The 23607-nt window shown below is 41.0% G+C and carries 26 protein-coding genes; 15 read left to right on the forward strand and 11 right to left on the reverse strand.

The window, feature by feature from the left end:
- The first annotated feature begins 90 nt into the window (after positions 1 to 90).
- From EL17_RS24260 to ftsY, 5 genes are all read left to right on the forward strand, one after another.
- Positions 91 to 189: a DUF5522 domain-containing protein gene (locus EL17_RS24260; RefSeq protein WP_316932666.1), complete on the forward strand. Its 99-nt coding sequence runs from the start codon at positions 91 to 93 to the stop codon at positions 187 to 189.
- A 102-nt stretch (positions 190 to 291) separates the two neighbouring features.
- A complete protein-coding gene (gene rpmB / locus EL17_RS14120) occupies positions 292 to 534 on the forward strand; it encodes a 50S ribosomal protein L28 (RefSeq protein WP_035075265.1) in 243 nt (80 codons plus the stop codon).
- 26 nt (positions 535 to 560) lie between these two features.
- Positions 561 to 743, forward strand: a complete 183-nt coding sequence (gene rpmG / locus EL17_RS14125; RefSeq protein WP_035075268.1) for a 50S ribosomal protein L33 — start codon at positions 561 to 563, stop codon at positions 741 to 743.
- Positions 744 to 785: 42 nt separating this feature from the next.
- On the forward strand, positions 786 to 938 hold the full coding sequence (locus EL17_RS23140; RefSeq protein WP_084166229.1) for a DUF4295 domain-containing protein: 153 nt from the start codon (positions 786 to 788) through the stop codon (positions 936 to 938).
- Between the two features lie 180 nt (positions 939 to 1118).
- A complete protein-coding gene (gene ftsY, locus EL17_RS14130) occupies positions 1119 to 2078 on the forward strand; it encodes a signal recognition particle-docking protein FtsY (protein ID WP_035075275.1) in 960 nt (319 codons plus the stop codon).
- Between the two features lie 233 nt (positions 2079 to 2311).
- Here the strand turns inward: ftsY and EL17_RS14135 are convergent, their stop codons facing one another.
- From EL17_RS14135 to EL17_RS14145, 3 genes are read right to left on the reverse strand one after another with little or no spacing between them, the layout of a single operon-like run.
- Complete coding sequence (locus EL17_RS14135; RefSeq protein WP_035075278.1) at positions 2312 to 3667, reverse strand: FAD-dependent oxidoreductase; 1356 nt, start codon at positions 3665 to 3667, stop codon at positions 2312 to 2314.
- A gap of 20 nt (positions 3668 to 3687) precedes the next feature.
- Positions 3688 to 4968 carry a kynureninase gene (kynU, locus tag EL17_RS14140; protein WP_035075537.1) on the reverse strand — a complete coding sequence of 427 codons (1281 nt, stop codon included), beginning with the start codon at positions 4966 to 4968 and terminating at the stop codon, positions 3688 to 3690.
- 30 nt (positions 4969 to 4998) lie between these two features.
- The gene (locus tag EL17_RS14145) at positions 4999 to 5511 is read right to left on the reverse strand and encodes a 3-hydroxyanthranilate 3,4-dioxygenase (protein WP_035075279.1); all 513 of its coding nucleotides are present in this window, start codon (positions 5509 to 5511) and stop codon (positions 4999 to 5001) included.
- A gap of 100 nt (positions 5512 to 5611) precedes the next feature.
- On the opposite strand from EL17_RS14145, the gene EL17_RS14150 reads away from it, so the two are divergent.
- The 4 genes from EL17_RS14150 (at position 5612) to EL17_RS14165 (ending at position 8045) form a co-directional block, all read left to right on the forward strand.
- Positions 5612 to 6595 carry a dipeptidase gene (locus tag EL17_RS14150; protein ID WP_035075282.1) on the forward strand — a complete coding sequence of 328 codons (984 nt, stop codon included), beginning with the start codon at positions 5612 to 5614 and terminating at the stop codon, positions 6593 to 6595.
- 162 nt (positions 6596 to 6757) lie between these two features.
- Entirely contained in the window at positions 6758 to 6946 is a 189-nt protein-coding gene (locus EL17_RS14155; protein ID WP_035075285.1) for a hypothetical protein, read from the forward strand.
- Positions 6943 to 7314, forward strand: a complete 372-nt coding sequence (locus EL17_RS14160) for a hypothetical protein (protein ID WP_035075288.1) — start codon at positions 6943 to 6945, stop codon at positions 7312 to 7314. The genes EL17_RS14155 and EL17_RS14160 overlap by 4 nt, the downstream gene beginning before the upstream one ends.
- Positions 7315 to 7433: 119 nt before the next feature.
- On the forward strand, positions 7434 to 8045 hold the full coding sequence (locus EL17_RS14165; protein WP_035075291.1) for a hypothetical protein: 612 nt from the start codon (positions 7434 to 7436) through the stop codon (positions 8043 to 8045).
- A 102-nt stretch (positions 8046 to 8147) separates the two neighbouring features.
- Here the strand turns inward: EL17_RS14165 and prmC are convergent, their stop codons facing one another.
- The 3 genes from prmC to EL17_RS14180 all read right to left on the reverse strand — a co-directional run bounded on the left by prmC (position 8148) and on the right by EL17_RS14180 (position 9739).
- Positions 8148 to 8993, reverse strand: a complete 846-nt coding sequence (prmC, locus tag EL17_RS14170; RefSeq protein ID WP_035075294.1) for a peptide chain release factor N(5)-glutamine methyltransferase — start codon at positions 8991 to 8993, stop codon at positions 8148 to 8150.
- A gap of 63 nt (positions 8994 to 9056) precedes the next feature.
- Positions 9057 to 9455: a hypothetical protein gene (locus EL17_RS14175; protein WP_035075298.1), complete on the reverse strand. Its 399-nt coding sequence runs from the start codon at positions 9453 to 9455 to the stop codon at positions 9057 to 9059.
- Positions 9455 to 9739 carry a hypothetical protein gene (locus tag EL17_RS14180; protein WP_035075301.1) on the reverse strand — a complete coding sequence of 95 codons (285 nt, stop codon included), beginning with the start codon at positions 9737 to 9739 and terminating at the stop codon, positions 9455 to 9457. The genes EL17_RS14175 and EL17_RS14180 overlap by 1 nt, the downstream gene beginning before the upstream one ends.
- Positions 9740 to 9887: 148 nt before the next feature.
- Here EL17_RS14180 and EL17_RS14185 point away from each other — a divergent pair, with 148 nt between their 5' ends.
- The 6 genes from EL17_RS14185 to EL17_RS14210 all read left to right on the forward strand — a co-directional run bounded on the left by EL17_RS14185 (position 9888) and on the right by EL17_RS14210 (position 17470).
- Positions 9888 to 11075, forward strand: a complete 1188-nt coding sequence (locus EL17_RS14185; RefSeq protein ID WP_035075304.1) for an RsmB/NOP family class I SAM-dependent RNA methyltransferase — start codon at positions 9888 to 9890, stop codon at positions 11073 to 11075.
- Between the two features lie 255 nt (positions 11076 to 11330).
- Positions 11331 to 11792: an ABA4-like family protein gene (locus EL17_RS14190; RefSeq protein ID WP_035075307.1), complete on the forward strand. Its 462-nt coding sequence runs from the start codon at positions 11331 to 11333 to the stop codon at positions 11790 to 11792.
- Positions 11793 to 11802: 10 nt separating this feature from the next.
- Positions 11803 to 12582 carry a hypothetical protein gene (locus tag EL17_RS14195; RefSeq protein ID WP_240485999.1) on the forward strand — a complete coding sequence of 260 codons (780 nt, stop codon included), beginning with the start codon at positions 11803 to 11805 and terminating at the stop codon, positions 12580 to 12582.
- Positions 12583 to 12843: 261 nt separating this feature from the next.
- Positions 12844 to 14322, forward strand: a complete 1479-nt coding sequence (gene guaB / locus EL17_RS14200; protein WP_035075310.1) for an IMP dehydrogenase — start codon at positions 12844 to 12846, stop codon at positions 14320 to 14322.
- Between the two features lie 56 nt (positions 14323 to 14378).
- On the forward strand, positions 14379 to 14975 hold the full coding sequence (locus tag EL17_RS14205) for an LOG family protein (protein WP_035075540.1): 597 nt from the start codon (positions 14379 to 14381) through the stop codon (positions 14973 to 14975).
- Positions 14976 to 15037: 62 nt separating this feature from the next.
- Positions 15038 to 17470, forward strand: coding sequence for a DUF4982 domain-containing protein (locus tag EL17_RS14210; protein WP_035075313.1), 2433 nt, complete (start codon positions 15038 to 15040; stop codon positions 17468 to 17470).
- A 99-nt stretch (positions 17471 to 17569) separates the two neighbouring features.
- Here the strand turns inward: EL17_RS14210 and EL17_RS14215 are convergent, their stop codons facing one another.
- The 5 genes from EL17_RS14215 to EL17_RS14235 all read right to left on the reverse strand — a co-directional run bounded on the left by EL17_RS14215 (position 17570) and on the right by EL17_RS14235 (position 23380).
- A complete protein-coding gene (locus EL17_RS14215) occupies positions 17570 to 18196 on the reverse strand; it encodes a response regulator (RefSeq protein ID WP_035075316.1) in 627 nt (208 codons plus the stop codon).
- 320 nt (positions 18197 to 18516) lie between these two features.
- Positions 18517 to 21486: a protein translocase subunit SecDF gene (gene secDF / locus EL17_RS14220; RefSeq protein ID WP_035075319.1), complete on the reverse strand. Its 2970-nt coding sequence runs from the start codon at positions 21484 to 21486 to the stop codon at positions 18517 to 18519.
- A gap of 137 nt (positions 21487 to 21623) precedes the next feature.
- Positions 21624 to 21983 carry a hypothetical protein gene (locus EL17_RS14225; protein WP_035075322.1) on the reverse strand — a complete coding sequence of 120 codons (360 nt, stop codon included), beginning with the start codon at positions 21981 to 21983 and terminating at the stop codon, positions 21624 to 21626.
- A 143-nt stretch (positions 21984 to 22126) separates the two neighbouring features.
- Positions 22127 to 22747, reverse strand: a complete 621-nt coding sequence (gene udk / locus EL17_RS14230) for a uridine kinase (RefSeq protein ID WP_035075324.1) — start codon at positions 22745 to 22747, stop codon at positions 22127 to 22129.
- A gap of 54 nt (positions 22748 to 22801) precedes the next feature.
- A complete protein-coding gene (locus EL17_RS14235) occupies positions 22802 to 23380 on the reverse strand; it encodes a non-canonical purine NTP diphosphatase (RefSeq protein ID WP_035075328.1) in 579 nt (192 codons plus the stop codon).
- Positions 23381 to 23607 lie beyond the last annotated feature (227 nt).

Consider the following 23607-nt stretch of genomic DNA (forward strand, 5'->3'; position numbering starts at 1 on the left):
CCTCTGGATAACTCAATGAATAAGCAAAAGAAGCCCATAAAGCCACAGGAAATTTTGCCTGGGGATTATTATTTTAACGAAAACGGTTTGATGGTTTTTACTGAGCAGTATCATCTCCGACGGGGATTCTGCTGTGGGAGCGGCTGCAGGCATTGCGCATACCGATCAAAGGAGGATGAAAGACAGTAGATTAGCAAATAAATTTTGGATGCTCTTTTGGTAATTCAACAAAAGTTCCGATATTTGCAGACTCAATTATAAAAACGTCTTAAATAATACGAATTATATATCATGGCAAAAGTTTGTGACATCACCGGTAAAAGACCTCGAGTAGGTAATAATGTATCGCACGCGAACAACAAGACCAAGCGTAAGTTCTACCCGAACCTTCATAAGAAATCTTTTTTCATTCCAGAGGAAGATGCTTGGATCACGTTGAAAGTTTCTACGAAGGCGTTGAGAACCATCAATAAAAAAGGTATCTCTGCGGTGTTGAAAGAAGCTCAGCAAAAAGGTAACATTATCATTAAATAAAGATTTACTCTTAAAGATACAGAGCGATGGCTAAGAAAGGTAACAGAGTACAGGTAATCATGGAGTGTACAGAACACAAGACCAGTGGTCTTCCAGGTACTTCCAGATATATCACTACCAAAAACAGAAAAAACACTACCGAAAGATTGGAATTGAAAAAATTCAACCCTATCATGAAGAAGGTGACTGTTCATAAAGAAATTAAATAATTAAAGAGTGTCTTAACCAGACCTCTTTTAAACTATACTCATATGGCTAAGAAAGTAGTAGCAACCCTGAAAAAAGAAGGTGGCGTCACTTATACCAAAGTGATCAAAGCGGTAAAGTCTGACAAGACTGGCGCGTATACCTTCAGAGAAGAAATGGTACCAACCTTGATGCTTCAGGACGCCCTGAAAAAATAAGCTTCTCTCGAACAAGCACTTTGAAAGTCCCATCTGGTTAGCATCGGAATTGGGACTTTTTTGCTATATTCATGCGCGTAATTATTATCCTTCAATTTCACCGGACTATCGGAATTGGAAAATAGGTAAGCTTTTTTGTACTGCTTTCTTTTTCTGTAAAGTTCATCAGTATATAACACTATGGGAATTTTTGGTTTCTTTTCGAAAGAGAAAAAGGAGAGCCTTGACAAAGGCCTTCAAAAATCTAATGAAAATCTTTTTTCAAAACTAGGCAAAGCGGTAGTCGGTAAATCAAAGGTCGATGAGGAGATCCTCGATGAACTGGAGGAAATCCTGATCACCTCTGATGTGGGAGTGGATACGACTATTAAAGTAATAAAGCGCATAGAAGAACGTGTAGCCAGGGACAAATATGTAGGTACAGCGGAATTGGATGAAATTCTTAGAGAAGAAATAGCAAAACTCCTGGAAGAGAACAATACAGACGACCTTGCAGACTTTGACTTACCTGCAGATAAAAAACCTTACGTGATCATGGTAGTAGGTGTGAATGGTGTAGGTAAGACCACTACCATAGGCAAACTGGCTCACCAATTCAAACAGGCTGGCAAATCAGTGGTGCTTGGAGCTGCAGATACTTTTAGGGCAGCAGCAGTGGATCAGCTGATTTTATGGGGAGATAGAGTAGGGGTACCGGTGATATCTCATGGCATGAATACAGACCCTGCTTCGGTGGCTTTTGATGCCGTAAAAAAAGCGGTGGACATGCAGGCTGATGTGGTCATTATAGATACGGCAGGAAGGCTACATACGAAAGTCAATCTGATGAACGAGCTGGGAAAAATCAAGCGGGTAATGCAGAAGTTCATTGATGATTCTCCACATGAAATCCTGCTGGTACTGGATGGCTCTACAGGGCAGAATGCATTTATCCAGGCAAAGGAATTTACAAAAGCTACTGAAATCACTGCGCTGGCTATTACCAAACTTGATGGCACTGCAAAAGGGGGGGTAGTGATCGGCATCTCCGACCAGTTCAAAATTCCGGTTAAATACATAGGAGTGGGAGAAAAAATGACCGATCTTCAGGTTTTTCATCGCAAGGAATTTGTGGATTCGCTCTTCAAAAAGAAAAAATAGATGCCCCGTTTACCGATGAGGTGTTTACGGTACACCATATCGATAATTAATCGATAGAGGCATAAAAAAACCTCCTCTTAAAAGAGAAGGTTTTTTTATGCCTCGGAAAAAAATTAAATGAACTAAGCACTTGTATTATCATCCGTATGATAATGTAATAGATTCCATCACCCTTGTCTGCCACGGTTTATAATGGGGATTTGATTTTTATAATAGGATGGTGACCTGGATATCTATACCATTCTTGCAGTTTCCACTTGGTCTATAATATCTTCATAGTCAAGTTTATCCCATTTATGTGTGATCAGGGGGTCTGCCATTACCTTATCCATGATCCTTTCCTGAATTTTTCCCTGTGCATATGCTTCTGCATAGGGAATATTAGAAAAGGTAACCATGGTATATAAAGGTATCCATTCCTTGGGATAGAGTTCATGAAGTCGTGCCTCTATTTTTTTACGTATGGCAAATTTCGGGTCCGAAACCGCATCCCTCATTTCTACGAAATTTTCCAGCGCCAATTGACTTATGGCATCTGTATCGGGTTTTCTCATTTTTTGGAATTTTTCAAAAATAAGGTCCCATGAAGTAGTGCCAAATTTATCTATCAGCCCATCCAGGACAAAACAATCTTCAAATCCACAGTTCATACCCTGGCCATAAAATGGAACCATGGCATGTGAGGCATCACCTATCAGTAAACACTGATTTTTAACCCATGGAAAGCAATTTATGGTAATTAATGCAGAAGTGGGATTCTGAAAATACTCTTCCTGAAGATGGGGCATCATGCCATAAGCATCATCAAAGTATGTCCTGAATACACTGTCTACATCTTTTTTATCATGGATTTTTTCAAAGCAAACCTTGGTGCCTTCAAACGGCAAAAAGAGGGTACAGGTAAAGGACTTATCTGGATTTGGTAAAGCGATAAGCATAAATTTCCCGCGGGGCCATATATGCAGCGCATTTGGATCCATGGCAAATTCTCCATCTGCAGTAGGGGGTATAGAAAGTTCTTTATACCCATGGGTAATGTAATTTTGGGTAAAATCAAACCGCTCCTGCTTTTGCATAGACCCTCTCAAGGAAGAGTATGCACCATCAGCACCTATGATGACAGATGAACTGATTTTTTTCCTTTCCCATCCTGGGATAGAGAATTTAATCTGCCTTTTATTAATATTGACTTCATCACATCGGTGGTCAAAAAATAGGTTTACACCTAATTTTTCTGCTTCATCTATCAATATCTCATTAAACTTGCCACGTGAAATGGAATAGATAGCCTCACCTTCTTTTCCATAAGGGATAAAGGTGGTATGGCCATGCTCATCATGGATCCTTCTTCCGTACATGGGTATGGCCAGGTCTTTGACCTTATTTTTTAACCCGACTTTTTCTAATGCTTTCCACCCTCTATCACTAAGTGCCATATTTATAGAACGTCCTTCTTCTCGGGTAGTCTGGCCTCGCTTATCCTTTCTTTTTTCAAAAATCGAAACATCCAGCCCTCTTTTTTTAAGGTATATTCCCAGTAGTGACCCTATAAGTCCGGCTCCTAAGATACTGATATTGTTATTTTCCATTTATTCTTTTCTTAATTCGCCTAAACGAACTTGTTTAAAGCTTGTTCAAGGATTTTTGCAAAATTATAAACATCCATGAAGCTATTATATAGAGGCGTGGGTGCCACCCGGATCACGTTAGGATGTCTCCAATCACCGACTATTCCATGCATATAAAACTCATCAAAGACCTCTTTTCCTCCTTTATGAACCAGCAAAGATAACTGACAACCTCTTTCTTTTGGGTTTTCAGGTGTTATTATTTCCAAAACATCCGAATTTGTCTGCTTTATTAAAAACTCCAAGTAGCCGGTTAATAGTTCACTTTTTTTTCTCAGTTTAGCCATTCCAGCTTCTCCAAATAATTCCAGAGCAGCCTGATGTGCTGCCAAAGCTAATATATTTGTATTGGCGAGTTGCCATCCATCTGCACCATACATAGGTTTAAAGCCTCTTTCCATTTTAAACCGCTCCTTTTCATCGTGACCCCACCATCCCGCAAATCGGGGAAGATAGGGGTTGTCGGCATGCTTTTCATGCACAAATATTCCGGAGATATTCCCCGGACCGCTGTTTAGGTACTTATAACTGCACCATGCAGCAAAATCCACACCCCAATCATGCAGGTTAAGTGGCGCATTACCAGCTGCATGCGCCAGATCAAATCCCACATAGGCTCCTGCTTCCTGCCCGGCCTTGGTGATGGACTCCATATCAAAGACCTGTCCCGTGTAATACTGAAGCCCCGCCATCATTACAAGTGCCAGGTCCTCCTGATGCGCGCTGATATGAGCGAGTATGTCCTCAGTTCTCAAGGTATGCTCTCCGTCCCGGGGATAGATTTCTATTATCGCCTCCTTGGGGTCATAACCATGAAATCTGACCTGGGTTTCCAGCGTATACATATCGGAAGGAAATGCCCCTCCTTCTGTGATGATTTTAAACTTTTTTTCAGTGGGCTGATAAAAGGATACCAATAAGAAATGAAGGTTGCTAGTTAGGTTATTCATAGCCACCACCTCATGTTCTTTCGCTCCTACAATGTGTGCAAGAATCGGTTTTGATTTCATACGGGCGCCATACCATGGGTCCTCTCCATGAAAATGACCATCTACAGCCATATCAGCCCAGTTGATTAATTCTTTTTGTAGATGGTCTATAACATTTTTTGGCTGGAGCCCAAGGGAATTCCCGCAGAGATATATGGCTGGGATGCCATTTACTTTAGGGTGATAGAAGCGCTCTTTAAAATGGTTTAATGGATCATTTCGATCCATGTAATGGGCATATGCTTCGGTATATTCGTACTGGGTAGATTCCATGTAGGGCATTTAAAGATTGATCAGACAAAACTATTTTTCCATTACTGTACCGCACGCTGAACAGGTTCGTCGCTGTATATGGGACCAAAACCTTTCCATGATAGGAGGAAGCTGGTGCACGATGTCGGTGACCTCTGCATATTCCTCATGCAGCTTATTGCCGCAGTTTTCACAGTGCCAGATAAACCCGTCCATTTCACCTTTTCGCCTATATCTTTCAAATACCAACCCAATCGTATTGGCGGGGCGTCTGGGACTGTGAGGTACTTTGCCGGGCAAGAGGAACATTTCACCTTCTTTGATAACAATGTCTGTAGGCTTTTCCCCGTCCACTACTTTAAGGGTAATATCCCCTTCAATCTGGAAAAAAACCTCTTCACCTTCATTTACATGGTAATCCTTTCTGGAGTTGGGACCACCCACTACCATGACAATAAAATCCTTATTGTCATGGAACACCTGCCGATTTCCTATAGGCGGTTTTAGAAGGTGACGGTTTTCATCGATCCACTTGGAGAAATTAATAGGTTGAAGTAAGGGCATAATATCGGATTTTTACTTTAAACAAATTCAAGCGCTAAATGTATAAAAATAATGTCATTTTTTGACTTTCTTTGCTATTTGCTCACCTAAACCCGTAAATATGACTTATCCTATTATCGACACCCACTGTGATTTACTTTCTTACCTGGCCAAAGTGCAAGGAGCCGCTCCGGATAGCAGGGACATCCCCTGTGGACTTCCCTATTTGAAAGAAGGAAATGTGAAAATGCAGGTGCTGGCCATCTATACGGATGTGAGGCCGGAAAGTATGGATATAGCTTACAGGCAGGTAGGTGAATTTAAAGCACTGTTGGAAAATCATAAAGAAGAAGTATGTTTGGCAGACAGGGGATTTTTAGCAACCATAGAACAGCAAAAGAAAATAGGTCTAGTCTGTGCTATTGAGAATGCTGCAGGTTTAGCAAATGAAACCGCAAAATGGTCTGACATTTATCAGCTTTTGGATAAAATCATAGCTGACACCGGCAGGCTGGCCTATATCAGTCTTACCCATCATACCGAAAACCGTTTTGGAGGTGGAAATTACACAGATGTAGGGCTGAAAGATGACGGGCGTAAGCTTTTGGATTATATAGATGGCAAGAAGATAGCCATTGATCTTTCCCATACTTCCGACTTATTGGCAGAGGGCATATTGGAACATTTGACTACCAATTCGCTAGATATACCGGTGATAGCAAGTCATTCAAATTTCCGGACTATATGGGACCATAAAAGGAATATCACTGATGAGTTTGCAAAAGAAATCATCCATCGAAAGGGGATAGTGGGGGTCAATTTCCTACGTGCTTTCTTGGACGATGCCACTCCTGAAAGGTTATTTGACCACATCAAACACGGCTTTGCCATAGGAGCAGAAGATTGCATCTGCTTCGGTGCAGATTTCTTTTATACTAAGGATTTTCCGGATAAAAGCCGCCATCCGTTCTATTTTCCGCTTGCAGAAAATGCTTCCAATTATCCGTCACTCATGGAAAGTCTTTCTAATGACCTTCCTGACATGCAGCTCCAAAAATTAGCTTATAAAAACTGTCAGAGGTTTTTTAAGGAGACATGGGTTTGATATATTATCTCCAATATGGCCCTATTTATATGGACTTAAAGATATCACGGTATAAAAAGATAATAATTTACAGTCTTTGTGGCAAAAAAAGCAACGATATATTTATCCAAAAAATGACAATTCTTTAAAGGGTTGTCTATAGTAATATAGGCGCTATATGAAATGAAACAGATTTACAATATATATCCATTACTGTTACTACTAGTGCTGGGGGCTTGTGTAGAGGAAGAACTCCTGACATTAGGCTCACCATTATTGAGGAACAGCAATATGTCTTTATATCCTAATTCGGCTTTACCTTGGAAAGCAAACAATACTGAAGGTATGGGGGTGAGCAAAGAGTTTTTATGACCGGAAATCTATCCTTATATATACAAAATCCGGAGAATTTAGACTTCCAGATTAGGGCTTGGCGCCAATCATATATCGGTCCGATGCCGGTACCAGGTAGCCGCATAGAGCTCAAAGGCTTCCTTAAGGGAGAAAATGTAAAAAATACAAGGATTCCCGAAAGGAATATTTGTTTTTCTTTGAAAGTTTATCCTCATAAAGAAGGAGTCCATCCTGAAAGATATGTTCATTTCGAAAATTCATTCTTAGAGGGGGGGACTCCCATTACCATAGCAATAGAAAGCCTACCTTCAGATGTAAGTTCATTATCAGTGAGTTTAAATTTTCCTATCAGCTTTTCCGGTAAAATTTATTTACACTCAGGGTAGAATAAAATATATATTTGGTTAACCTCCCCTCAGGCCATTTATCCTGCAAAATGAAAGAATGAACAAAAGATTAATAATTATCTTTGCGGTTTCTATCGTTTATAAACTATAAGCTATTCATGTCCTCCCACCACTTTGTAAAAGAGCAGCAAGAACCTGCTTTATTGATTTTGGATACATCAGCTACTTATGAAAGCATCAGTCCCCTGCTGGAGTGGTCTCCCACGGTATTGGTGGCGGAGATGGCCGTAGATACAGTGCTGTCTTGGGGTATTAAGGTGGATGTGATCTTGGCTACATTTGATTATCAGAAAACTAATCTTCATCTTTTAGAAGAACAGTATCCAGTCAAGTTTATGGCAGTGCAGGAATGCCGATATCTGGAAGAAGGGCTACATTACCTGGTAGCTTCCAAACATAGTGCAGTGAACATAATCGGATATGACCATCTCAAGGTATTGGAATTGGAGCAATTTTTAGATTTAATTGATCTGGTGGTAATTGATGGTACGATGAGGTATTTTCCGGTTAAACAGCGTGGATTCAGAAAATGGTATGCTGGTGTTTCCCTACACCTACTTGCTCCAGAAGGGACGCTCGTGGAGATCACCTCGGATGAAAGGATCCAGCATATATATATTACCCGCGATACTTTTGTAAGAGCTCATGGACAAGTGTCATTTCTTGCAGAAAATATGTTTTGGATTGGGGAGATGATGACTGATAATTAAATGCATAATGATGTCTCTATGATGGTAAGGGCAGATCAGGCTATACTATGATTAGCCCATTTGTAAATATTGGCTTTATTCAGGAATTTAATAACTGATCTGCTATGCTTCCCTGCTACCCGACACTATCCTAAATTTGCCATTCAGGTCTTGTAGTGCTTTTACATTTTTAAACCCTAAATTTTCCATTGTCTGTCTGGTTTCTTCTACAAAAGCTTCATTGATTTCAAAATAGAGTTTGCCCCCTGTTTTAAGTGATCCAATAGCCTTTTTGGAGATTTCTCTGTAAAAAAGCAGTGGATCCTCATCTGTTACAAAAAGGGCCAAATGGGGTTCATGATCGAGTACATTGCGGTGCATGAGCTTTTTTTCTGACTCCCTTACATAAGGAGGATTGCTTATGATCAGGTCCAAATCTTGGAAAGGCAGGTCTTCTGATAAAATATCGAGTTGATAAAATTGTACCGCAGCTTTTAATAAAAGAGCATTCTCTTTTGCTACTTTAATAGCTCCTGGACTAATATCAACAGCAAACAGCTTTGCATCGGGAATTTCAAGTGCCAAGGTGATTGGTATGCAACCCGAACCAGTACCAATATCGAGTATTCGGGGTTCAGAGAGTTTAGTTTCTTGGATGATGAAATGGACCAGTTCCTCGGTTTCATTTCGAGGGATCAATACCTGAGGATTTATATTGAACTCCCTTCCGTAGAAAGGGGCCCATCCTAGAACCTGCTGAATAGGTACACCGGTTAAAACTTTTTGAAAAGCCCCTTCTATGGCGGACTCCCCTAGATCATAATATTTGTTTACCAATATATCCTTTCGCGTTGCGCCCAGATATTGTTCCAATAGCCAAAACGTAATGCTGTTTGCCTCCTGCTCCGAATATAAAGGTTTAAGCTGTTCAGAATAATTTTTAAATAATTCTCTGGAGGATGTTGTCATCAAAATAGCATATTAGAAAACAAAGGTATAATAATTTCCCCGATCAAGTCTGTGATTTAATGGTCAGCCCTGGTTTTTTAATTTTTTAACGGTTTCTGTTTTATCGGTTTCCTTTTTGTTAATCCAAAAATAAAATGCCATTGCACCTAACCCATAACATAAAACATCCCACCAATCTTGGGTATAGGTGTCAGATTTCATAGGTAAGATGATTTCGAATATCAGACTGAAATATACCACTGCTATGATTATATGTGTTTTGTTAAATACAAAGTCCGTTTTTAACGGATGAAACCAACGAAATGCCTGCAGGGTAATACCCAAAACAACAGGCATAGCTAAAAGATCATCCAAATAAGCATGAACATAGGGTAGAAAAATTCCCAGGATTCTTTCATTAAATTGGTTGATCCAAAAAAGCAGGCAACAGATTAAAAAAAAAGGGTTTTTAAATATACTCATTAACCTGGAAGGGCTGCGATAACCCACGCTATAAAGGATAGGATAGACATATAAATGACATAGGCCGTATTGCCTATTTTTTTTAATAAGATCATGAGATCACTGTCCTCTTCCCGTATATAAAAGATCCATTTTTCGGCTCTGTCTTGGGCATCCTGCTCTACTTTTTGCTTGTGGAGGAGATCTTCGCCACCTAGGGGTTTGCCACAGTGATCACATGGATCATCCAGTTTCTGGTTCCAGGTGGACCAATTTCCGCAGTGTGGACATTTTTTTTCTCCCATTGATAATTTGCTTTATTAAGATTTCATTGTATTAGGGATACAAATAAGCAATAAACATACCTTTCTGACTCCAAATATCAGGAAGCTTGGTATTGCCCTATTATCGGCATTCATATTTTCCTATCTTTGTACCACAAAAAAGAAATACATGAAGCTTCATTCCAATACTGTATACGGCGTAATCAATGCCATAGATGAGATATTTAATAATGGTAAATACGCAGACAAGGTAATTGAAAAGACCTTAAGGTCAAATCCCAAATGGGGCGCCAGGGACAGGGGATTTATTGCAGAAAGTGTATATGAAATAGTACGTTGGTGGAGATTGGTAAATGTGGTGAGTCCTTCTGAAGACCTCTTCCATGTTTTTGGCACATATTGGTTAATGCAGGGGCATGAGCTGCCTACTTGGAGAGAATTTCAGGGTATTGATCCTTTAGAAGTAAAAGCCAGGTATAAGGCCATTGAAGATAGGCCTACATTGCAATCTATTCCGGATTGGTTGGACCAAATGGGCGAAGAACTTCTCGGAGGCAAATGGGACAGGGAACTGAACACACTTAATGAGCAGGCACCGGTGGTGATACGGGTGAATACGCTTAAAATATCCCGAGAAGACCTAATGAACAGGCTCGAAACAGAAGGCATTCATACCTATGCGCCAAAAGGCTATAAAGATGCTCTGGTCCTTGGCAAAAGGCAGAATATGTTCCGTTCTCCTACTTTTAAAGAGGGCCTATTTGAAGTACAGGATGCTTCTTCCCAGTTAGTAGCGGCTGCACTGGATGTGGAGCCGGGCATGCGGGTGATAGACGCATGTGCGGGTGCTGGTGGCAAATCCCTCCACTTGGCAGCCATAATGGAAAACAAAGGCAGAATACTGTCTATGGATGTGGAAGAGTGGAAACTAAAAAACACCAAACTGAGAGCAAGGCGTGCAGGGGTAAGCATCATAGAGCCTAAAGTCATAGAAAACAACAAAACCATTAAAAGGCTTAAGGAAACTGCCGATAGGGTACTGTTAGATGTGCCCTGTTCCGGCCTGGGTGTATTAAAGAGAAACCCTGATACCAAATGGAAGTTAAGTCCTGAATCGATAGAAAAAGTAATCCAAATTCAGCAGGAGATCATCCAAAATTATGGGGTCATGCTAAAATCTGGGGGGATTATGGTATACGCTACTTGCAGCATCCTGCCCTCCGAAAATAGCCAGCAGGTGGAAAAATTTCTTTCAAGTGAAAAAGGTCAGGGTTTTGAACTTTTAGAAGAGCAAAAAGTATTGGCGCATGAAAGCGGCTTTGATGGGTTCTACATAGCAAAACTCAGGAAAAAATAGTTAATAGAAGCCCTATTGGTAATACAAAGGAATACCTTTTTTGAAAAAATGTTGGTCTTTATACCCTTCATTTTGCGGGATAAACAATCCGAATATATATTGTTCTTTTGAAATTAAAGATAGCGTGCATGTATATGTACGCTATCTTTGTTTCTAGGGGTAAAAATTTTGCGTCCTTATGATCAAATTATTTTTTGGTGTTTTAAGAAGATATTTCATTCCATATCTTTATATTTATTTTAAAAAAAATTGGTCATGGATTTGGATCTGGTTTTTTCTATTGCCAGTGCTTTGGCACTGATTAGCTGGGTAGTCTTGTTTGTTTTTTATGAGAATCCTGTCATTTATCCGGTCCTATTATCCGGTGTAATCTTTTTTTTAGCGGTTCTATACCTTTATTTTATTTCTGTGGGTTTAACGGAGGGTGGAGAAGGGGGCTTTGGAAGTTTGGATGATGTTCGTCAGCTATTTGACAGTGACCATGCCCTTCTAGCAGGATGGATACATTATCTGGTCTTTGATTTATTTGTCGGCATGTGGATGGCTAATGATACTTTTATTCTAAAAATAAATAAATGGCTCCTCCTGCCATGTCTGTTTTTTACTTTTATGATGGGGCCTGTAGGACTATTGTTATACCTGATCGTCAGGGCCATCAGAATCGGAAAGTTTACCCAATATCCTTTTTTCAGGAAATCCAAGAAACAGTTAATTTAAACATATGTTTATGCTATTTCTAGAAAAGAATGCTGCTAGTATATTTATGGGCAAACTATTCTGGAGAAACCGGTTACTTGCTTATTTTGGAGCGGTAAATTTTATGGTTTTTGGGCTATTGCTTATGATTGCTCTCCTGGATCACCGGACTTTTCTAGGTGTCAATTTATGGATCAAGCCCCTAAAATTCAGTTTATCTATAGGTGTTTTTAGCTGGACAATGGCTTGGCTGCTGCATTACCTCCCCCAAAAAAAGGTGAGGCTTATGGCATGGGGGATAGTGGTAGTATTGGGCCTAGAGCAGCTGATCATTACTTTTCAAGCCGCTTTGGGCAAAGCCTCTCATTTCAATGAATCCACTCTCTTTGATGGAGTATTGTTTGGAGTCATGGGTGTGGCAATAGTCATAAACACATTGATCATATTTTGGGCTTTTCTGCTTTTTTTAAAACGCGACCAGCTCCCAAAAGGGTATCTATGGAGTATTAGGTTGGGTTTAGTCATATTCCTATTTGCCGGTTTAGAAGGGGTTATCATGATTGCAGTTGGAGGACATACAGTGGGAGCGCCTGATGGTGCGGAGGGGATTTTTTTTTTTAATTGGGCTCGAAAATACGGGGATCTGAGGGTTTCGCATTTTCTGGGGCTTCATGCCATACAGATTTTACCGCTATTTGCATGGAATTTTAGTCGGCATAAGGTGAGGTTAGTAGCAGTGTTTGCGTTGATTTATTTTTTGCTGTCTGCGGGTACGCTTTGGCAGGCTTTGGCAGGCATGCCATTCATATAGTTTTTATGCTTTGAGGATAATAGGCAATAGCTGTTCCGTATATTTCTAATTTAGCGATGGCTTTGGATTCCCAGCCTCACTTTTTAAGCTTGAAAATATCGGCATCGTATCCATAGTCATCAGCGTGTAGCAGCCAAATTTTATTCCCTTTTCCCCCATTGGGTACAGACTACATGTAATTAATTTTTTAACCCATTGAATTTGATATGAAAAAGTTTGTATATTTGACGGGCAAATAGGGTTACCTAACCAATATTTGCTATGAACAGAAACTCAGATAAATTTATCTACGAAGCACTTACCTACGATGATGTGCTTTTGGTTCCCGGATACTCCGAAGTATTGCCGAGAGACACCAATACCTCCACCCAACTTACGAAAAATATCAGGCTGAACATACCCTTGGTTTCAGCTGCTATGGATACCGTGACAGAAGCCGAACTCGCCATTGCCATTGCCTTGGAAGGTGGATTGGGCTTTATCCATAAAAATATGTCTATAGAGCAACAAGCTGCTCAGGTCAGGAAAGTGAAGCGTTCCCAAAGTGGAATGATACTGGATCCCATTACTTTGAATATAGATGCCAAAGTTCGTGATGCACAGCACATCATGAATGAGTACAGCATTGGGGGTATTCCTGTAGTGGACAGTGAACGGTTTTTAAAAGGTATCATTACCAATAGAGATTTAAGGTTTATCAAGGACCCAAACCGGAATATCAAAGAGATTATGACGGTAAACAATCTGGTCACGGCAAAAGGTGGCATTACTTTAGAAGAGGCTGAAGAGATTCTACAGGAATATAAAATAGAGAAACTTCCTATTATAGATGAAGAAAACCGCTTATTGGGCCTGATCACATATAAGGACATCCTGAAAAGAAAAGATAAACCTCATGCCTGTAAGGATGAGTATGGCAGATTGAGAGTGGGGGCTGCCGTCGGGGTAACAGCTGATATCGCAGAGAGAATAGAAGCCCTGAAAAATGCAGGTGTGGATGTCATCAGTATAGATACCGCTCATGGACATTCTAAAGGAGTAATAGATACACTTAAAAAAATAAAAAGTTTATTTCCTGACCTAGATGTAATCGTAGGGAATATTGCTACTGCCGAAGCTGCCAAAGCGCTGGCTGAAGCCGGGGCTGATGCCGTTAAAGTAGGAGTGGGGCCAGGAAGTATATGTACCACTCGGGTGATCGCAGGTGTAGGTGTGCCTCAGTTATCCGCTGTATTTGAATGTGCTGAAGCCTTGAAAGGTACTTATGTATCTGTTATTGCTGATGGCGGGATCAGGTATTCCGGTGATGTAGTGAAGGCCATAGCGGCTGGAGCAGATTCCATTATGGTGGGGTCATTACTCGCCGGTACAGATGAGGCGCCGGGTGAAATGATCATATTTGAGGGCCGGAAGTTTAAATCCTATCGGGGTATGGGTTCTTTGGAGGCTATGGAATCAGGGTCCAAAGACCGCTATTTTCAGGACGCTGAAGAGAATGTCAAAAAACTCGTGCCGGAAGGAATTGTGGGGAGAGTGGCTTTTAAAGGTCTTGTGGCAGAAGTACTCTATCAGCTGGTAGGGGGGCTTCAGGCAGGAATGGGATACTGCGGTACACAGACGATAGAAGAACTGCAAAAGAATGGGAAATTTGTAAAAATAACCGCTGCAGGTGTTCGTGAATCACATCCCCATGACATCAATATTACCAGAGAAGCTCCTAATTATAGCGCCAAAATGTAATGACCAACAGCTACAGTCAAGTCTTGGCTGTAGCCTGTTCAATTTTATCCTATATTATGAAAAAAGTTACGGTTTACTGCGGTTCCAATAAGGGCAAGAATTCCATATACGAAGAAGGAGCAAAGTGTTTGGCCACTGAAATGATCAGTAGGGATATGGCACTGGTCTATGGTGCTGGCAACGTGGGGCTGATGGGAATCATAGCTGACGAAATGCTAATGGCCGGTAAAACAGTATATGGCATTATACCGCAGAAACTAGTAGATATAGAAGTGGCTCATGTAGGCTGTACAGAGCTTACCGTAGTAGAAACCATGCGTGACCGAAAATGGCTAATGGCAGAGAAAGGAGATGGTTTTATCGCTATGCCAGGAGGTATAGGGACTTTTGAAGAGCTTTTTGAAATCATGACCCTAAATCAGCTTGCATATATCACCAAACCTCTGGCTTTGTATAACGTAGGAGGTTATTATGACAAATTATTGGCTTTCCTACAGTTTGCAGTAGATGAAGGATTTCTCAAACAGGCCCAGCTGGATATGATTATCGTCTCGGATGATCCGGTGGCATTATTGGATAGGATGAATAATTTCCAACCGGTGTATGTAGAAAAGTGGGAAGATCTAGATTTTATCAATAAAAAAGCCGTTTAATCAAAATTCATATAGGATATCGATTCCCGTATCCTTCACTTTAATCACCACAAAAATATCATATGCACTTAAAGCAGTTAGCTGTTTTCTTGGTAATGTTTATGCTTCTGTCTCAACATACAAAAGCGCAGGTGCGAACAGTCACCGAGTTAAATGACCATTGGAAATTTTTTAAAGGAAAGAATGATCAGGCATACCAAAAAGACTTTAATGATAAAAAATGGGAAGAGGTAACAGTACCCCATGACTGGGCCATATACGGTCCTTTTGATAAGGAGATAGATAAGCAGGTGGTCGCGATAGAACAAAACCAGGAAAAAATCCCTACAGAGAAAACTGGTAGGACGGGGGCTTTACCTTACATAGGAGAAGGCTGGTATCGGCAACATTTTGATCTCCCCCATTATAAGGAAGGGCAGAAAGTTATTCTACTGTTTGAGGGAGCCATGAGTGAACCCAAGATTTATTTAAACGGGGAAAAAGTAGGCGAATGGAATTATGGATACAACTATTTCTATTTTGACGTCACTGATCAGTTCGTAGGTGGAAAATCAAATACCCTGGCTGTTCACCTAAGTAATTTAGGACTGTCATCCCGATGGTATCCTGGTGCCGGTCTATACCGTAAAGTCAGTGTGATCGTAAAGAACCAAGAAAGCATAGACCAATGGGGGACCTACATTACTACTCCTCTGGTCAGTGATGAACTCGCCAAAGTTAACATAAAAACAAAAGTATCAGGGGAATCACTTCGGCTATTGACCCATATCCTGGATGCCACTGGGGATACGGTAGCATCTCAGGCATCCACCACTCCATTTTTGAATGAGTTTGATCAGAATATTGCTGTAGAGCGCCCACATCTGTGGAGCCCGGAATCACCCTACCTGTACAGTGCCATATCACAGGTTTATGTAGGTGAAGAACTGAAAGATGAGGTCACTACCCGTTTTGGGATAAGGGAGATTAAATATGAGCGTAACATTGGCTTCAGTCTAAATGGAGAAGTTAGGAAGTTTAAAGGGGTATGTCTGCACCATGATTTGGGACCTTTAGGTACTGCTATAAATATAGCTGCCTTAAGGAGACAAATGGTGATATTGAAAGACTTGGGAGTGGATGCTATCCGTAGCGCGCACAATATGCCGTCGTTAGAACAGCTGGAACTAGCGGATGAATTGGGATTCATGTTTGTAGCAGAGAGCTTCGATGAGTGGGCGAAACCAAAAGTTAAGAACGGTTACAACCGTTTTTTTGAAACCGATGCCGAAAAGGATGTGGTAAATTTAGTTCATGCTACACGCAACCACCCAAGTATCGTGATGTGGAGTTCTGGTAATGAAGTGCCGGACCAATGGGGATCTGAAGGGGTAAAAAGGGCTAAGTGGCTGCAGGAAATTTTTCACCGGGAAGATGGAACCCGTCCGGTCACAGTAGGTATGGACCAAGTTAAAGCCACGATGGAATCGGGATTTGGAGCCGTACTGGATATCCCAGGGCTTAATTATCGAACCCATCTTTATGAAGAGGCATTTGAAACTTTTCCTCAAGGCTTTATTTTAGGTTCTGAAACTGCATCCACTGTTAGTTCCCGTGGAGTATATAAGTTTCCTGTGGAAAAAGGCATAGAAAAGCAATATGATGATTTTCAAAGTTCCTCATATGATTTGGAGTATTGCAGCTGGTCTAACCTACCCGAAGATGATTTTATATTGCAGGATGATAAGCCTTGGGTAATAGGAGAATTTGTCTGGACTGGTTTTGATTATCTGGGAGAACCCACGCCTTATGATGAAAAATGGCCTTCCCGAAGTTCATATTTCGGAATCAGCGATCTGGCCGGTCTGCCCAAGGACCGGTATTACCTCTACCGTAGCAGATGGAATACCCAGGATGAAACCCTTCACCTGCTTCCACACTGGAACTGGGAAGGAAAGGAAGGGGAAAATGTTCCTGTTTTTGTATATACGAGTTATGACAGTGCGGAGCTATTTGTCAATGGTAAAAGCCTGGGAATTCAGAAAAAACATCACGAAACACCACAGACCAGGTACCGGCTGATGTGGATGGATGTAAATTACGAGCCAGGAACTTTAAAAGTGGTAGCCTTTGGAAAAGATGGGAAGCCAGCTGCTGAAAAAGCCATTCATACTGCAGGTAAGCCTTATCAGATAGTAATGGAAGCAGATAGGACTTCCATCAAAGCAGATGGCAAAGATATTTCATTTGTAACTGTTTCTGTGGTAGACAAAGATGGCCATCCGTGCCCTACTGCTACTGATCAGCTTACATTCAAAGTGAAGGGTAAAGGAAAGTATCGGGCTGCCAGTAATGGAGATGCCACTTCTCTGGAAATGTTTCACCTGCCTACCATGAAGCTCTTTAGCGGTAAGCTAGTGGTACTCGTACAGTCCACTACCGAGCCAGGCGATATAACCCTATCAGTCGATGGGAATAACCTGAAATCTGGCACGGTTAAGTTAATTTCAGAATAAAGGTCTCTTTACATAAAAATGGCCGGCATATTTATGGTAGGAGGATAATGGCCTAGAGTAGATTAGTTGACAATTAGGGCAGAAAGCATCTGCCTATATTTACAGATTCATATCCATCGCTTTCTTGAGCAATTCTACACCAGAATTCACGTCAAGTTTGAGATGGATATTTTTTCGGTGGGTTTCCACTGTAAAGATACTAAGGTTCAGGTTTTCAGCGATTTTTTTATTTCCTTCCCCATTTTTGATCATCTTTAGGATCTGCAGTTCTCTACGGGAAAGTTTATACTTTTCTTTGTATACATCCGTATAAAAGTCATCGGTAACTTGCTTGAGGGTGTTATGAAAATTCATCACATGGCGGTTTTCAAATACTTCCTTTATGGTATAAACGAGTTCATCAGGATCAGCATCTTTGAGCACGTAAGCTTTGGCTCCTGCTTTTTGACACTTTTTATATATTTGCTTTTCCTCATACATAGTAAGTACGATGACTTTACACTTGGGACAGACTAGTGTGATTTGTTCAATCAAATCTAAGCCATCCATTCCTGGCATATTGAGGTCAGTCAGTAGGATATCAGGATCATTTGATTGGACAAAGGAAAGTACATCCTCACCATTCTGGAATATTCCGGCTATATGGAAATTTGTTTCTATTTCTAAAAGATGGGCGATACCGCTGGCAAACATCTTGTGATCATCCACCATTACAATCTTGATCATCCTAAAAATTTATAAAATTAGTGCTCGTTTACAAGCAATATTAGTTTGATTTTATTGGCTATCCCAATATGGCTTAATAAAATTTCTTACATACATGACTATCTGTTGTGCTTTGACCCACCCCACAGTAAGAGCTGTCTTATTAGTGATGGTAGACGTATATAGCTTTCTTCAGAAGAAAGCTTACAGTCATTCGTGTCATTATATAACTTATTAAAATGGTGTTCAGTTGGGCCTGGCATCTAAAAGCAAAAATCAACATGCTAAAAAAAAGGCGCTGATAAATCAGCGCCCTTATATAATTTGTCTAAATAGAATATTTAAGCTACTTTTTGAGCTTCTTCAGCAGCTAATTTTTCCTGAGCTATTTCTCTTTTCATCAGATCCACGACGATAGGGGATGCTATATATATGGACGAGTAAGTACCCACCAATACACCGATCAATAAAGCAAAGGCAAATCCTGCCAATACTTCACCGCCAAAGATCAATAGCACTAGGACCACGATCAGCGTGGTCGCTGAGGTGATCAAAGTACGGGACATGGTCTGGTTGATGGCGTCATTGAACATGGTCACCAGTTTGGAAGTACCCCTGTTGGAAATATTTTCCCTGATCCTGTCAAATACGATCACAGTATCATTTATAGAGTAACCTACCACCGTCAACATGGCTGCGATGAATACCTGGTCTATCTCAAAGGTAGCACCCAAGGCTGTAGCGATGGCAAATGCAGCTACCACAAATAGCGTATCATGAATCAATGCTATGATAGAAGCAAGGGAGAACTGCCATTTTCTGAATCGCAATAAGATATATAAGAAAATCGCAACCAGTGCAAAGAACATAGCTTCCAATGAGGAGTTTTTGATATCATCTGCTACCGTAGCCCCTACTTTGGAAGAGCCGATGATGGAGAAAGATTCAGCACCTATTCTTCTGCCATCTTCCACAAAAGTAAACCCTGTGATTTCAGCGATACCTTCTCTCACGCTTCTTTCTACTTCTCTATTGGCTTCATCAGAATCCTCATTGATCAGATAAGAAGTAGTGACTTTGATGATATTATTGCCACCAAATGTTTTGGCTTCCACAGATCCGTCAAATTTAGCATCCAGCCCGGTTTTCAGTTCAGTAGGGGTCACAGGCTCACTAAATTCTACTGTATAGGTACGGCCACCGGTAAAGTCTACACCGAATTTTAATCCATTGATAGCAGCTATGGCCAAACCTACCACTATAATACCTGTAGATACCAGATAGGCCACTTTTCTTTTGCTCATGAAGTCGATGTTCAGATCGCTTAATAAGTTTCTGGAGAAAGGAGTGGAAAAGGATATGGAGCTCTTATCACCTTTTTTGCTCATCCAGTAAACGATCACTCTTGTGATGAATACAGCTGAGAAGAAGGAAGAGGCTATACCTATCATCAATACGATAGCAAAACCTTTTACCGGACCCTGGCCCAAGGCATAAAGAATCGCTCCTACCAGAAAGGTAGTGACATTGGAATCGAGGATGGCACTGAAGGCTTTATTATAACCGCTGCTGATAGCCTGTAGCAGTCCAGCACCATTGCGCAACTCCTCTTTGATACGTTCAAATATCAGCACGTTAGCGTCAATCGACATACCTATGGTCAATACGATACCGGCTATACCAGGAAGGGTAAGTGATGCTCCCAGTTGGGCGAGGATACCCAGGATAAAGAAGATGTTAAACACAAGTGCTGCAATGGCGACAAATCCGCCCTTAGCAAAGTAAGCGATCATAAATAGGACTACAAGCACCAATCCTGCTACCATAGAGTAAATACCCTGCTGCTGAGCTTCAGCACCTAATGTAGCACCGATCATAGCTTCTTCTACTATACGGGTAGGAGCTGGAAGGGTACCTGACTTGAGTATATTAGCTAAATCTTTGGCTTCTTCTATGGTAAAGTTACCGGTGATTTCTGATTGTCCGGAAGGAATTTCGCCTTGTACGTTTGGAGCTGTATAGACATAATCATCCAATACTACCGCTATTCTTCTGCCTACGTTATCACTGGTCAGTTTTCTCCATTTTCTGGCCCCGTCAGCATTCATCTGCATACTGACTGCCGGACGGGAATTCTGATCATAAGACTGGCGCGCATCTGTGATAACATCACCTTCCAGCGGCGCCATATCTGTGCCTCTCGGGGCTTTGATTGCATGAAGTTCTAATAATTCCTGACCGTCTGCACGCTGAGCTTTTACCGACCACATAAACCTGACATCTCTTGGCAAGACTGATCTAATATCGTCTCTGGCAAGGATTCTATTGATGGTCACGGTATCTCTAAGATCGTAAACCAATCCATAATTAGCTTTTAACAAAGATAGCAGGGGAGAAACGTCTGAAGAGAAGTCATCCCCGTCAGCTCCCTGTGCCAATTGTCTCGCCAGGTCACTTTCTTCTTCATCACCTTCTACTTCAGTGGTGTCCGCTGGAGCCGGCTGAGTTGCCCGCTGCCCCTGTGCTTCAGCTACCAGGATAGCATTTGCTCTTTCGATGGCGTCTCCGAATTCGTTGATTTCAGCTACTTCCCAAAACTGTAATTTGGCTACACCCTGAAGTAGGTTTCTGACCCTCTCAGGGTTATCTACACCCGGCAGTTCTATCTGAATTCTACCAGAACCCTGTATTCTCTGAATGTTAGGCTGTGCTGTACCAAACCTGTCCACACGGGTACGAAGGATATTGAAGGAACGCTCTATGGCATTTTCTACTTCAGTATCGATAAGGCTAAGTACCTCTGCATCCGTAGTCTCAAGGGATACCCGGCCTCTATTGGCGGCAGTGGCATATACGGAATTTAATTTCCTATCTCCCGCTGTTTCATTCCAGGCACTGTAAAAGATGTCTACGAACTTATCATTGCTGGTTTTGGCTCTTTCCTGTGCCAAATTTACAGCTGTATTAAATGCAGCATCTTGGCTGTTTCCAGCTAAACCTCTTACGATCTCTACCGGAGAGACTTCCAAAGTAACGTGCATACCGCCCTGAAGGTCAAGACCCAGGCCAAGTTCTGTTTCTTTTACTTCTTGATAGGTATAGTCGGCTCCCAAAAACCTATATACCGGCAGCCTCCATACAGAGTCTAGATATGACTGCTTCTTACTGAAATCTACATTGCCCACTTCATCTGTGGCATAGGCCTCAGCGTCTCTTTGGACATTGTTTGATACAAATGTGAATGACAGATAGTACAGGCAAAGCACTGTAATGATCACTGTCAAAAACACAATGACACCTTTGTTACGCATAGTAATAAATTAAAGAAAATAATAAATTGATTGTGTGTTTTGATATATAGGTCAGAGACCTTTTTGTAAAGCGCCTATATTCAGCGCTGATAAGATGACCATCTATTGGTGTAAAAATGGTCGGGTATGTGCTGGTGTTAGGGAGCGTTCGGGGAAATGATCCTGGTCAAAAGGATTTCCAAAAAATAACTTGAATAGGACGTGATAGGCTCCTCATGTGCCAATTTCTCCGTTTCAAACCCCAGTATTTCATAGATCAAATAGAAAGTATTTTGAGCTACAGTAGTGGCAAACGGAACTACAGCACTTACCGCTACATTGACAAAGGTTTGCTCATCAGAAGAGTGGTCTCCTCCTGCATTTTGCTCTATCTTGGTGTCGGTATTCTGTGTATTGAAAAAACGCTCAGAACCTGAAATCAGCATACAGAAGAACACCACTAATAGGATGGTGAGTCTTTCTCTGTAAAGGGCTTTATTTTTTTGGGTCCTGTTCATTTGGTTGCAAATATAAAGATATTTTTAAACTATCAGTCCTTTTTAAAAAAAAAGACACCAGAAAAGTTCCCGCTATCTAATTTTTTATGAATGAGGCAGTTATAAATATATTCAAGTCAGTTTAAACCATATTATATTTTGTCTTAAAGACTTGTTTTGACCCTCAAATAGGATTTTACAAGGTCCAGTGCCCTGTCAAAGTTATGATTATTTGGGATAATGATATCTGCATCGTGTTTGAACGGCTCTATATATTTTTCGTATGTCGGCATTACATGTTTTTCATACCTATAAAGGACATCATCCAGTTCATATCCTCGCTCCACCTTATCACGGACTATTCGCCGTTTCAACTTGATATAGTCTTTGGCGTCTATAAACACTTTTAAATCCAATAGGTGGGCCAGTTCTGGATAATACAATACAAAAATACCCTCTACTACCACTACAGGAGCAGGTGTAAACTTTAGGATATTAGGAATTTTATTGGGGTTATTGAATGTGTACTCTGGCCTGGTGACCGTTTCTCCGCTTTGAATTTTTCTGATATCATCAGCGTATTGTTCAAAATCTATGGAATGGGGCGTATCAAAGTTATGTATGCCTTTGTCATCAATAGGTTGTTGGTGACGGGGGCGGTAATAATTGTCCTGGGAGATCAGACAGACTTGGTGTGGCTCGAAAGCGTTAAGGAGCTTTTCAAGGAACAAGGTTTTCCCTGATGCGCTGCCTCCGGTAATCCCCACGATATAAGGCTTATTCATGGGGGACAAAATTAGAAAAAATATTCTGATTTATAAGGGTGGAGTACAAATTGGTCAATAATAAGCCTGTAAAAATCTGATTAATTGCTGAACTGCTTTGCCCCTATGGCTGATACGGTTTTTATCTTCCATCTTCATTTCTGCAAATGTCTCTTCCTGACCGTCGGGTCTGAAGATAGGATCATATCCGAAACCTGACTGCCCGGATTTGGTTTTGGTAATAGTGCCGGCTGCTATTCCCTCAAACCGGTGTTCCTCCCCTTCCAGTATTAAGGCTATTACTGTCCTAAACCTGGCTTTGCGGTTGACTTTTCCTTCCATCTTTTCTAATAGCAAAGAGACATTGCGCTCATCACTTCTGGGTTCTCCGGCAAATCTCCCGGAATATACACCTGGAGCGAGATCCAATGCTTCTACCTCCAGCCCTGTGTCATCTGCAAAACAGCTTACCCCGTAATTATCGTATACATATCTGGCTTTTTCGAAAGCATTGTGCTCCAGGGTATCTCCCGTTTCAGGCAGTTCCTCTGTACAGCCAATGTCTGCCAGTGATACCAGCGTAAAATCCACCCCAAGTGTAGCTTTTACTTCTGCTATTTTCTTTTCATTATTGGTAGCAAAACAGATTTTCATAGAATAATCAGGATTGGTTTAATGATGCAAAATAGAAGATTGTAATCAGTAATAAAAATCAGAGATGACTATTTTGAGCAGGCTCCCGTAACCGACGGCGTGGTTATATTTTATGTATGATCTAATAAATGTACACCCAGTAGCTTATAGAATGAAAGAAAGGATACCTCTACAGGTATCCTTTCTTTCTATATGATCTATGCCCTTTTTTCTATTCATTTATCCGA

The sequence above is a fragment of the Anditalea andensis genome, from assembly GCF_000714815.1.
In the GTDB taxonomy this organism is placed as follows: Bacteria; Bacteroidota; Bacteroidia; order Cytophagales; family Cyclobacteriaceae; genus Anditalea; species Anditalea andensis.

Excerpts from the sequence above, each read along its gene's own strand:
- EL17_RS24260 (WP_316932666.1), top strand. The coding sequence starts at position 91 with ATGGTTTTTACTGAGCAGTATCATCTCCGACGGGGATTCTGCTGTGGG.
- rpmB (WP_035075265.1), top strand. The coding sequence starts at position 292 with ATGGCAAAAGTTTGTGACATCACCGGTAAAAGACCTCGAGTAGGTAAT.
- rpmG (WP_035075268.1), top strand. The coding sequence starts at position 561 with ATGGCTAAGAAAGGTAACAGAGTACAGGTAATCATGGAGTGTACAGAA.
- EL17_RS23140 (WP_084166229.1), top strand. The coding sequence starts at position 786 with ATGGCTAAGAAAGTAGTAGCAACCCTGAAAAAAGAAGGTGGCGTCACT.
- ftsY (WP_035075275.1), top strand. The coding sequence starts at position 1,119 with ATGGGAATTTTTGGTTTCTTTTCGAAAGAGAAAAAGGAGAGCCTTGAC.
- EL17_RS14135 (WP_035075278.1), bottom strand. The coding sequence starts at position 3,667 with ATGGAAAATAACAATATCAGTATCTTAGGAGCCGGACTTATAGGGTCA.
- kynU (WP_035075537.1), bottom strand. The coding sequence starts at position 4,968 with ATGGAATCTACCCAGTACGAATATACCGAAGCATATGCCCATTACATG.
- EL17_RS14145 (WP_035075279.1), bottom strand. The coding sequence starts at position 5,511 with ATGCCCTTACTTCAACCTATTAATTTCTCCAAGTGGATCGATGAAAAC.
- EL17_RS14150 (WP_035075282.1), top strand. The coding sequence starts at position 5,612 with ATGACTTATCCTATTATCGACACCCACTGTGATTTACTTTCTTACCTG.
- EL17_RS14155 (WP_035075285.1), top strand. The coding sequence starts at position 6,758 with ATGAAACAGATTTACAATATATATCCATTACTGTTACTACTAGTGCTG.
- EL17_RS14160 (WP_035075288.1), top strand. The coding sequence starts at position 6,943 with ATGACCGGAAATCTATCCTTATATATACAAAATCCGGAGAATTTAGAC.
- EL17_RS14165 (WP_035075291.1), top strand. The coding sequence starts at position 7,434 with ATGTCCTCCCACCACTTTGTAAAAGAGCAGCAAGAACCTGCTTTATTG.
- prmC (WP_035075294.1), bottom strand. The coding sequence starts at position 8,993 with ATGACAACATCCTCCAGAGAATTATTTAAAAATTATTCTGAACAGCTT.
- EL17_RS14175 (WP_035075298.1), bottom strand. The coding sequence starts at position 9,455 with ATGAGTATATTTAAAAACCCTTTTTTTTTAATCTGTTGCCTGCTTTTT.
- EL17_RS14180 (WP_035075301.1), bottom strand. The coding sequence starts at position 9,739 with ATGGGAGAAAAAAAATGTCCACACTGCGGAAATTGGTCCACCTGGAAC.
- EL17_RS14185 (WP_035075304.1), top strand. The coding sequence starts at position 9,888 with ATGAAGCTTCATTCCAATACTGTATACGGCGTAATCAATGCCATAGAT.
- EL17_RS14190 (WP_035075307.1), top strand. The coding sequence starts at position 11,331 with ATGGATTTGGATCTGGTTTTTTCTATTGCCAGTGCTTTGGCACTGATT.
- EL17_RS14195 (WP_240485999.1), top strand. The coding sequence starts at position 11,803 with ATGCTATTTCTAGAAAAGAATGCTGCTAGTATATTTATGGGCAAACTA.
- guaB (WP_035075310.1), top strand. The coding sequence starts at position 12,844 with ATGAACAGAAACTCAGATAAATTTATCTACGAAGCACTTACCTACGAT.
- EL17_RS14205 (WP_035075540.1), top strand. The coding sequence starts at position 14,379 with ATGAAAAAAGTTACGGTTTACTGCGGTTCCAATAAGGGCAAGAATTCC.
- EL17_RS14210 (WP_035075313.1), top strand. The coding sequence starts at position 15,038 with ATGCACTTAAAGCAGTTAGCTGTTTTCTTGGTAATGTTTATGCTTCTG.
- EL17_RS14215 (WP_035075316.1), bottom strand. The coding sequence starts at position 18,196 with ATGATCAAGATTGTAATGGTGGATGATCACAAGATGTTTGCCAGCGGT.
- secDF (WP_035075319.1), bottom strand. The coding sequence starts at position 21,486 with ATGCGTAACAAAGGTGTCATTGTGTTTTTGACAGTGATCATTACAGTG.
- EL17_RS14225 (WP_035075322.1), bottom strand. The coding sequence starts at position 21,983 with ATGAACAGGACCCAAAAAAATAAAGCCCTTTACAGAGAAAGACTCACC.
- udk (WP_035075324.1), bottom strand. The coding sequence starts at position 22,747 with ATGAATAAGCCTTATATCGTGGGGATTACCGGAGGCAGCGCATCAGGG.
- EL17_RS14235 (WP_035075328.1), bottom strand. The coding sequence starts at position 23,380 with ATGAAAATCTGTTTTGCTACCAATAATGAAAAGAAAATAGCAGAAGTA.